Origin of the sequence: Pseudomonas edaphica, from assembly GCF_005863185.1 — a bacterium.
Lineage (GTDB): Bacteria > Pseudomonadota > Gammaproteobacteria > Pseudomonadales > Pseudomonadaceae > Aquipseudomonas > Aquipseudomonas edaphica.
Map to the genome: position 1 here is coordinate 1 of NZ_VBVZ01000259.1, position 8,286 is coordinate 8,286.

At 59.3% G+C, this 8,286-nt stretch carries 11 protein-coding genes; all 11 read right to left on the reverse strand.

The features are described 5' to 3' along the window. Window positions 1–94 (reverse strand): alpha-E domain-containing protein (locus FEM54_RS17665; RefSeq protein ID WP_138452175.1); only part of this gene is annotated, 94 nt, incomplete at its 3' end. Window positions 95–97: 3 nt separating this feature from the next. After that, on the reverse strand, window positions 98–1,507 hold the full coding sequence (locus FEM54_RS17670) for a circularly permuted type 2 ATP-grasp protein (RefSeq protein ID WP_017138329.1): 1,410 nt from the start codon (window positions 1,505–1,507) through the stop codon (window positions 98–100). Window positions 1,508–1,920: 413 nt separating this feature from the next. Continuing rightward, window positions 1,921–2,262 carry a ribonuclease E inhibitor RraB gene (locus FEM54_RS17675; protein ID WP_003193463.1) on the reverse strand — a complete coding sequence of 114 codons (342 nt, stop codon included), beginning with the start codon at window positions 2,260–2,262 and terminating at the stop codon, window positions 1,921–1,923. Window positions 2,263–2,475: 213 nt separating this feature from the next. Continuing rightward, window positions 2,476–2,712 (reverse strand): hypothetical protein, encoded by a 237-nt coding sequence (locus tag FEM54_RS17680; protein WP_026013791.1) that lies wholly within the window; start codon window positions 2,710–2,712, stop codon window positions 2,476–2,478. A 103-nt stretch (window positions 2,713–2,815) separates the two neighbouring features. Beyond that, window positions 2,816–3,421 carry an START domain-containing protein gene (locus tag FEM54_RS17685; RefSeq protein WP_017138332.1) on the reverse strand — a complete coding sequence of 202 codons (606 nt, stop codon included), beginning with the start codon at window positions 3,419–3,421 and terminating at the stop codon, window positions 2,816–2,818. A gap of 41 nt (window positions 3,422–3,462) precedes the next feature. Continuing rightward, on the reverse strand, window positions 3,463–3,717 hold the full coding sequence (locus FEM54_RS17690) for a YkgJ family cysteine cluster protein (protein WP_017138333.1): 255 nt from the start codon (window positions 3,715–3,717) through the stop codon (window positions 3,463–3,465). Between the two features lie 161 nt (window positions 3,718–3,878). After that, window positions 3,879–4,370 carry a hypothetical protein gene (locus tag FEM54_RS17695; RefSeq protein WP_017138334.1) on the reverse strand — a complete coding sequence of 164 codons (492 nt, stop codon included), beginning with the start codon at window positions 4,368–4,370 and terminating at the stop codon, window positions 3,879–3,881. A gap of 115 nt (window positions 4,371–4,485) precedes the next feature. Further along, complete coding sequence (locus FEM54_RS17700) at window positions 4,486–5,925, reverse strand: aminotransferase-like domain-containing protein (RefSeq protein WP_017138335.1); 1,440 nt, start codon at window positions 5,923–5,925, stop codon at window positions 4,486–4,488. Between the two features lie 285 nt (window positions 5,926–6,210). Further along, a complete protein-coding gene (locus FEM54_RS17710) occupies window positions 6,211–7,026 on the reverse strand; it encodes an OmpA family protein (protein ID WP_017138336.1) in 816 nt (271 codons plus the stop codon). Next, a complete protein-coding gene (locus tag FEM54_RS17715; RefSeq protein WP_138452177.1) occupies window positions 7,023–7,385 on the reverse strand; it encodes a DUF4398 domain-containing protein in 363 nt (120 codons plus the stop codon). Before FEM54_RS17715 ends, FEM54_RS17710 begins: the two co-directional genes overlap by 4 nt. Before the next feature lie 9 nt (window positions 7,386–7,394). Continuing rightward, on the reverse strand, window positions 7,395–8,216 hold the full coding sequence (locus FEM54_RS17720) for a substrate-binding periplasmic protein (protein ID WP_017138338.1): 822 nt from the start codon (window positions 8,214–8,216) through the stop codon (window positions 7,395–7,397). Window positions 8,217–8,286: the final 70 nt, after the last annotated feature.

Sequence of the window (8,286 nt, forward strand, 5' to 3'; positions counted from 1 at the left end):
GCGAATAGCTGACATCAAGCATGCGCGCGAGGTTTTCCGCGCGCTCCAGGTAGCGAGACATCCAGTACAAATCCGAGGCAGTTCTACTCAACATGGTTCAATCCTCGACCACCCAGGTGTCTTTGGTGCCGCCGCCCTGGGACGAGTTGACCACCAGCGAACCTTCACGCAGCGCCACGCGGGTCAGGCCGCCGGGGACCACGCGGGTTTCCTTGCCGGACAAGACGAACGGGCGCAGGTCGATATGCCGTGGCGCGATGCCGTTTTCAACAAAGGTCGGGCAGGTGGATAAACACAGGGTCGGCTGGGCGATATAGGCGTGGGGTTTGGCCTTGATACGGGCGCGGAAGGCTTCGATTTCCGCCGCAGTGGAGGCTGGGCCGACCAGCATGCCGTAGCCGCCGGAGCCTTGGGTTTCCTTGACCACCAGATCCGGCAGGTTGGCCAGCACGTGGGACAATTCATCAGGCTTGCGGCATTGAAAGGTCGGCACGTTCTGCAGAATAGGCTCTTCATCCAGGTAAAACCGGATCATCTCAGTAACGAACGGATACACCGATTTGTCATCCGCCACCCCGGTGCCGATCGCATTGGCCAGCACCACATTGCCCGAGCGGTATGCGGCCAGCAGGCCGGGCACGCCGAGCATCGAGTCGGGGTTGAAGGCCAGCGGGTCGAGGAACGCATCGTCGAGGCGACGGTAGATCACGTCCACGGCCTTGGGACCGTCGGTGGTGCGCATGAACACACGGTCATCACGCACGAACAGGTCGGCGCCCTCCACCAGTTCCACGCCCATCTCACGAGCCAAAAAGGCATGCTCGAAAAACGCACTGTTAAAACGCCCCGGTGTCAGCACTACCACGCTTGGGTTATCCAGTGGGCTTGAGCTTTTCAGGGTGTCGAGCAGCAGGTTGGGATAGTGGTCGATGGGCGCAATGCGCTGGGCCGCAAACAGTTCCGGGAACAGGCGCATCATCATCTTGCGGTCTTCGAGCATGTAGCTCACACCGCTCGGCGTGCGCAAATTGTCTTCCAGCACGTAGTACGTGCCGTCACCGTCGCGTACGAGGTCGACGCCGGAGATGTGGGAATACAGATCACGGTGCAGGTTCAAGCCCTGCATGGCCAGTTGGTATTGGTCATTGGCCAGCACTTGTTCGGCGGGGATGATGCCGGCCTTGATGATGCGTTGCCCGTGGTACAGGTCGGCCAGGAACAGGTTCAGCGCCTTGACCCGTTGAATGCAGCCACGCTCGACCATCCGCCATTCACTGGCGGGAATGCTGCGTGGGATGGTGTCAAACGGGATCAGGCGCTCGGTGCCCTGCTCGTCCCCGTAAAGGGTGAAGGTGATGCCGGCACGGTGGAACAGCAAATCGGCTTCACGCCGACGTTGCGCGAGCAGTTCGGCGGGCGTATCAGCCAACCAGCGGGCGAACTCGCGGTAATGGGGCCGGACCTGCCCTGCCCCGTCGTACATTTCATCGTAATAAGTGCGGGTCATGCCGTACTCCTTGTCACTCGGACGCAAGCAGTGTTGCAAGGCCCGCGCCATCGGCATAAACACTTAAAAATCAGTGAGTTGAATAAATAACGGAATCCACTCGCACCTTCCTGGTGCGTAGAATGCCCGCCGTCACGCCCCGCGCTTCATCGTAATGCGGGTTTTGACTATCAACAGCATAGCCAGAGTTGATTTCACTGCCCGCCCACGCTTGCGGATAATCACCCCCATCGGCTGAACAGGACACGTCCTACAGTTTCAGCGAACCGCTCTTCCCTTTGGGCCACCCTGTTTGGGTGGCTTTTTTTTGGTGCAAGAAAAGTGAGGTGGCGGTTAGGAGATTTCATACAGCACACACAAAAACGGCCGACCCTAAGGTCAGCCGATACGCTGCTTTACTCATACAAATCGCACTACATGGGTAACCCACGCACCTCCTGCTTGACGCCCCATCCCTCGATGATGCCGCCCAGCGGTTCCACCACCGCCTCAAAGTCTTGCTCGAAGTCTCCTATGCCGTCGTAGGTTGCGAACATGATTTTGCTCAATTCCAGGTACCAGGCGCCATCGTCGCGCGCGCTGACCTGGGCATTCAGGGATTCCCCGCGAAAGCGACCCGCAGCCCTGCGCGCACGTTCCTCATCCGGGAAAATGGCGTAGAACTCGATGGGGTGAAAACGCGAGAAGTCGAACCCGCCTTCTTTCATCCGGCGCAGTACGTTGGTGCTGATGTCTTCTTGATAGGCTGTGCTCATGAAACGTCCTCCTCAAACCGATGGATAGACTTTCCGTGCTTCCCGAAGCCCGCGCCCTACTGGCGCGGGAGCTACGACAAATACAACACCGTTGGAAAACAAGCCTGTAGCTGACAAGACCAAACCTTAGCGATTCATTCGCTGATCTCAATTGCAGAGTAGCGCGAAGCTATCACCTCCACCAGAGGGGTTTCGTGGTCCTACAGGAAATGTTCAGGCGGCGGGTGAGATGTCGAGGATTTGAATACTGTTCTGATCTTTGAGGATCTTGACCGTCGGCTCGGGCTTGCGGCCCTCCAGGTCATTGAGATCAAGTTCGGCGGCCACGGGCACGAGCTTGTTGCGGATCATGTGTGCCGCATCTTCGAGGCTGGGCTTTTGCGCGCAGGCGAACTGCTCCACGGTCTTTACACCGTGATCATCTACGAAGGTAATCTGCCACGTTTGCATCGGTGCCTCCTCGATAAAGCCCATGTGTGGGCTCACATCTATCTGGACCTTGAGCGGTCGGCAAACGTTCCACTCAAGGCCTGAGGCACCGGATCAACTGCGCTTATTTTTCAGCGTGTTCTTTCAAGGCTTTCAAGGTGTTAAACGGTGCGTCCACCACGAACTTGTTGGCCAGCCACGATGGCACGCTGCCGCCTGGCTCGGTGTGCACCTGGTAAGTGACTTCGGTCTGGTTATCGCCCTTTGGCACCAGTTTCCAGTAACCGTCCACTTGGGCTACGCGCACGTAACCTTTGACTTCGGGCTGATAAGTCGGCACTTCCAGCAGTTTGCGGGTCACGGTGCCGTCGGCGGCCTTGGAGGTGGTGATCTCCAGGATCGAGTCGCGGTCGGTCACCGGAAACGGCGCCTTGAACTGGGTGTAGGTCCAGCTCTTGTCACCTTCGGTCTTGAGCAGTTTTTGCGATTTGCATTCGTGGATCCAGGCGCAGGCACCGGCCACGTCTTCCTGCAGGGCCTGGATCTTGGCGACGGGGGCTTTGATCAGGGTGACACCGCGATAAGCCTTGTACTTGGAGCCGGCAATTTCGCTCAAGGACACTTTGATACCGTCTTCGTCCTTGGCGACTTGCCAATCTTCAGCCTGGGCAGTGGCAGCAAACAACACCGTAAAACCGCACAACACAGCCAATCGTTTCAACGAACCCATTGTTGTATTCCTTATTTTTGAAGTTCCGATAGTAAAGCCCATCAAGCCGCCGTCATCTGCTCCCACCAGCCGATCAAACGGATCGCATCGGCCTGATCATTGCCGCACACCTCAAGGTCTGCCTTGAAATCACTGCACACCGCCGGCCGCTCCGGTTGCCCGAACAGCTGGCATAGCTGTTCGACCGACAGGTGCAGGCAACGTTCTCCCGCAGGTTTGCCATTGGGCATTCCCGGTAACGGTGAACTGATGGAGGGGGCAATGCAGCATGCGCCACAGCCTTCACGGCATTTCATGACCGGCAGGTCCTCGACGACTCAATATGGATGGCCGGGCTAGAGTACGCCCTTAAACAGCCGTTTTAAAATGGTCTAACAGGGGTTTTTCGCACAAAACAAAAGTGACCGACCAGTCTGCGACAGATGGTCGAGGGCGTGCGTCACCTAAGCGCGCAATTTTATTGCTTGAATTCGAAATCCAGCGCAGCGCCTTCAATGTCGCGGCGCTCTTCGTTACGCAGCTGCAACTGCATCTGGTTGCTCAGTAGGCGGCCATTGATCTGGAACGCGCTGTTGTCGGTGGGTTTTTCCGCAAACATCGGCGGCAACAGCGGCACGCTCTTGGGTTTAGGCATAGTGCCGAGGGGCTGCAAGTGCCTGACCATTTCGGTTGGCAAGGACAGGTCCAACTGTGCCGGTGGCAGTTTGGTCTGGGCTACTTCGTGGGCAGATTTGGATTTACTCGCCACCGGTGCACGTTTTTTCACGACGCCGGTTTTTTTCTTGGCCGCCGGGGCTTTTTTAACCGGCGCCGGTTTCTTCGCCGAAGTCTTCTGCTGGGTATTGGCTGCGGGCTTGCTTTCAGTCACGGGGGCTGCCGCCAGGACGGTGCCGACGTTACACAGACTTAACAGGCCAATTACCACAACAGCACGAAAAATAGAGGTCATATTGCCTACAGCATTAACGGCAGAGGGCCATATGCTCGCTTGTTGAACGCGGCATGACAAGCCTGCTGATCAGTCGGTCAACATGAGTGTCCCCTTTACGCGCCTCAGCCCTGGTTCAAAACCCGGCCGCAGTTTCCTGGCACAACTGGCTGGCCAACATCCCCAGCGTCATCAGCGCCCGCTCTGCCTCACGGTTCCACGGCGTGCCGCAGTTAAGGCGAATACAGTGGTTAAACTGTTCCGTATTACTGAAGATGACTCCCGGTGCAATGCTGATGCCCTGCTGCAGCGCACGCACGTGCAGTTCCTGGGTATTGACCCTGCCGGGCAAACTGACCCACAGGATAAAGCCGCCGGTCGGCCGGGTCATCTGCGTGCCTTCGGGGAAATACTGCTGCACCGCCAGCTGGAATGCGCTGAGGTTCTTGCGGTATTCCTGGCGGATGTAGCGCAGGTGCCGGTCGTAGCCACCGTTCTCCAGGTACGCCGCCACACCCATCTGGGTGACGCTGCACGCCGAGTGGGTGCTGAACATTTGCAGCCGCTGGATTTCCTGCTGGTACTTGCCGGCAATCATCCAGCCGATGCGCACGCCGGGGGACAGGGTTTTGGAGAAACTCGAGCAGTAGATCACCCGATCCAGGCGGTCATAGGCTTTGAGCGCCTTGGTGCGGCCCAGTTCGAACATCAGCTCGCCGTAGATATCGTCCTCGACGATCTGGATATCGAAATCCGAGGCCAGGCGCAGCAACTGTTTCTGCCGTTCCTCGGGCATGGTCGCGCCCAGCGGATTGCTCAGGCGCGTGGTCAGCACCAAGGCCTTGATCGACCATTGGTTGGCCGCCAGTTGCAGCGCCTCAAGGCTCATGCCCGTAGCCGGGTCGCTGGGGATCTCGATGACTTTGAGGCCCAGCAGGTCGGCCAGTTGCAGCAAGCCGTAATAGGTCGGTGATTCAGCCGCGATGAGGTCGCCCGGACGGGTCAGTACGCGCAACGACATCTGCAACGCATCAACGCACCCGTGGGTGATCACCACTTCGGAGGGGTCCACTACCACGCCAGCATCGCGCATGCGAATCGCCACCTGGCGGCGCAATGGTTCAAAACCCGGGCTGAACATGTAGCTGAAGGCCCGTGGGCTTTGGAAGCGCGTGACCTTGGCCAGTTGCTGGTGCAACGCGCGCACCGGCAAATAATCGACACTCGGCACGGCCGCACCCAACGGGAACACGCCTTCGCGGCGCGACTCGACCAATACCTGCTGGATAATGCTGCTGCGCGTGACCAACCCCGGACGCTCAACCCGGGCGATATCCGGCGTCGGCGCCGTGAGCGCAGGCGTCTGGTGCACGTAATAACCCGACTGCGGCCGCGCGCGGATCAGCCCCTGGTCTTCCAGGTTCGCATACGCCTGCAACACCGTGGCGTGGCTGACGTTGAGCTGTGAGCTCATCTTGCGCACCGAAGGCACGCGCTCGCCGGGTTGATAGACACCGCGCCGGATGTCCTCAGCCAGTTGCTGGGCGATACGTTGGTAAAGCAACAGATTGGTCATGACGCAGCACTCGATTTCACGGGTATTTTATTTTTGTGTGAAACATACCGGCACAGTTTAGAAGTGTACGGGGACAGTTGCCACAATAGTCGAGCGCGGGCGGCAGTGATAGAGAAAACTGTAGGGGCAAGGTGCATAAAAAAACCGATCAATGATCGGTTCTGTGTGTACGCGGCAACCTGTGGGGAGCTGGCTTGCCTGCGATAGTATCGCCTCGGTTTGCCTGACATACCGAGGCGCCTGCATCGCAGGCAAGCCAGCTCCCACACTGATCGATGCAGGTTTTTAGCGAGCGGCGCCCAGCTGGCCTTTTTCGTCGGAGAACACAATTTCCACCCGGCGGTTCTGCGCGCGGCCGCGCTCCGAGGCGTTGGCCTCTACCGGGTACTGGTCACCGTAGCCCTCGACCTGGATACGTTTTTCATCAATCCCCAGGTCCATCAGCACATCAGCCACCGATTGCGCACGGTCGCGCGACAGCTTGAGGTTTTCCTGCTCGCCACCGGTGTTGTCGGTATAACCCTCGATGCGCACCACGCGCTTGGGGTTCAACTGCAAGAACTGCACAATTTTCAGCACGGTGCGGTTGGCCGAGTTTTGCAGCTCGGCGTCACCGGTGTCGAACAACACATCGCCCAACGTCATGACCAGGCCGCGATTGGTCTGGGTGGTGGTCAGGCTGGCGATTTGCTCTTCGAGCCACTTGCCTTGCTGCTGCACGCTCGCCAACTTGCTCTCACGCAGGGCCAATTGCAGGCGCTGGCGTTCCAGCTCCAGCTTGGTGCCGCGCTCGGCGTTGAGCCCCTGCTCGGTGTGTTCGCGGGCGATCTCACTGTAGCGCTGGCTCAGGTAGGCGTAATGCACCACGTCGGGGCCGCTGCCCCAGTAGCTGGACAAGCGATCGGCGCGGGCCAGGGATTCGCCGGCACGAATCACATCCTTGGGCGCAAAACGCAGCACATTCGCGTCTTCCTTGACCTTCTGGAAGTCGCTGCCAGCCTGCTGCAACGCCTGCTCGCTGTTGGGCTGGCTGGCGCAACCGCCCAACGCCGCGCTGCCCAGCAGCAACACACAACTCAAACCACGGATCAGCGGGCTCATTGGGCTTCTCCCAGCTGCAATTGTTTGCGCAGTCGGGCGATGCGGTTGTTAAGCACGTTCAACTGTTCCTGGCTTTTGCGCGTCAATATCCGCGCTTCAGCCAGACGCGCGTCCAGCTCGGCCTGTTCGGCCTGCATGCGCGCATCTTTGTAGGATTGGTCGGCCATGTCGGCCCGGGCCTTGGCGAACTTGTCTTCAGCCAGTTTCAGTTCAGGCGATTCATCGGTGCTGGCGCCCACGGCGTTGGCCTGTTCCAAGGCCTGCTGGGTGAGGCGTATTTGTTCGTTCGGCGCAGGATCAGCTGCACATCCCGCCAGAGCGACAACGGCGAGGGCCGCGAAAAGAGGTCGAAGAGTCACTGAAAATCCTTACTTTGCTGGGGTGCCGACGGGTTGCTGCAATTGCGCTTTCCAGCGTTCGAGGTTGCGCTGCAAAGCGGCTTGCGCGACACCAGACGCGGGTAATTCTGTCATCTTTTTCGCCAGCTGTCCGCGCAGCCACGGATCGTTGCAGGCGGAGTTGTGGGAAATCGCCAGGTACAGGCCGGGCTGGTCGACGGGTATTTCACGGGCGACAAGGTCGTTGCTCATGCCCAGCGTCTGGGCCATGGCCATGCCCGAGTAGCGCCCGGCCAGCACGTAGTCGACTTCACCCAGCAGCAGTTTCTGGAACGCCGGGGTCAAGTTGGGCAGGCGTTGCAAGCTGAGCTGCTGGCCGGCGAAGGTGTCGAAACCAGCGCTCAAGCGCGCACGCTCGGAGACCGCGCCTTTATGCCCGTGCAAGTCTTCAGCGCTGGTGTAGACCAGCGGCGAATCCTTGCGCGTCCACACCAGGTAGTCGATCTGCACCAGCGCCGGGTGGATGTAGTCGAGGGTTTCCAGCTCGCCGAGGTTCAGCGGCGCATCGGCGAGAATGTCCATGCGCCCGCTGCGCACTTCATCCAGGGCCAGGGAGCGTTTGCCGCCGTAAAGCAGGTCGATTTTAAGGCCCAGGTCCTTGCCGATTTGTTGCAGTACATCAGCCGTGGCGCCGATCAGGTGCGTTGGGTCTTGAGGGTCACGCCACAGCAACGGCGGCGCGTCCGGGCTGCCGGTGATCACCAGGCGCTCACATTTGCCGGCAGCCAGCGCGAGGCCGGGCAGTAGCGCCAATCCAAGTGTCAGTGCCAGCAATACGGGACGCAGATCCATGGCGGTTTCTCCGATGTTCAAAAAAGCCGGGCAAAAAAAAGCCCGGTCACAAGACCGGGCTCTTTATAAG

Coding starts and splice junctions, on each gene's coding strand:
- FEM54_RS17670 (WP_017138329.1), bottom strand. CDS start 1,507: ATGACCCGCACTTATTACGATGAAATGTACGACGGGGCAGGGCAGGTC.
- FEM54_RS17675 (WP_003193463.1), bottom strand. CDS start 2,262: ATGAGCACAGCCTATCAAGAAGACATCAGCACCAACGTACTGCGCCGG.
- FEM54_RS17680 (WP_026013791.1), bottom strand. CDS start 2,712: ATGCAAACGTGGCAGATTACCTTCGTAGATGATCACGGTGTAAAGACC.
- FEM54_RS17685 (WP_017138332.1), bottom strand. CDS start 3,421: ATGGGTTCGTTGAAACGATTGGCTGTGTTGTGCGGTTTTACGGTGTTG.
- FEM54_RS17690 (WP_017138333.1), bottom strand. CDS start 3,717: ATGAAATGCCGTGAAGGCTGTGGCGCATGCTGCATTGCCCCCTCCATC.
- FEM54_RS17695 (WP_017138334.1), bottom strand. CDS start 4,370: ATGACCTCTATTTTTCGTGCTGTTGTGGTAATTGGCCTGTTAAGTCTG.
- FEM54_RS17700 (WP_017138335.1), bottom strand. CDS start 5,925: ATGACCAATCTGTTGCTTTACCAACGTATCGCCCAGCAACTGGCTGAG.
- FEM54_RS17710 (WP_017138336.1), bottom strand. CDS start 7,026: ATGAGCCCGCTGATCCGTGGTTTGAGTTGTGTGTTGCTGCTGGGCAGC.
- FEM54_RS17720 (WP_017138338.1), bottom strand. CDS start 8,216: ATGGATCTGCGTCCCGTATTGCTGGCACTGACACTTGGATTGGCGCTA.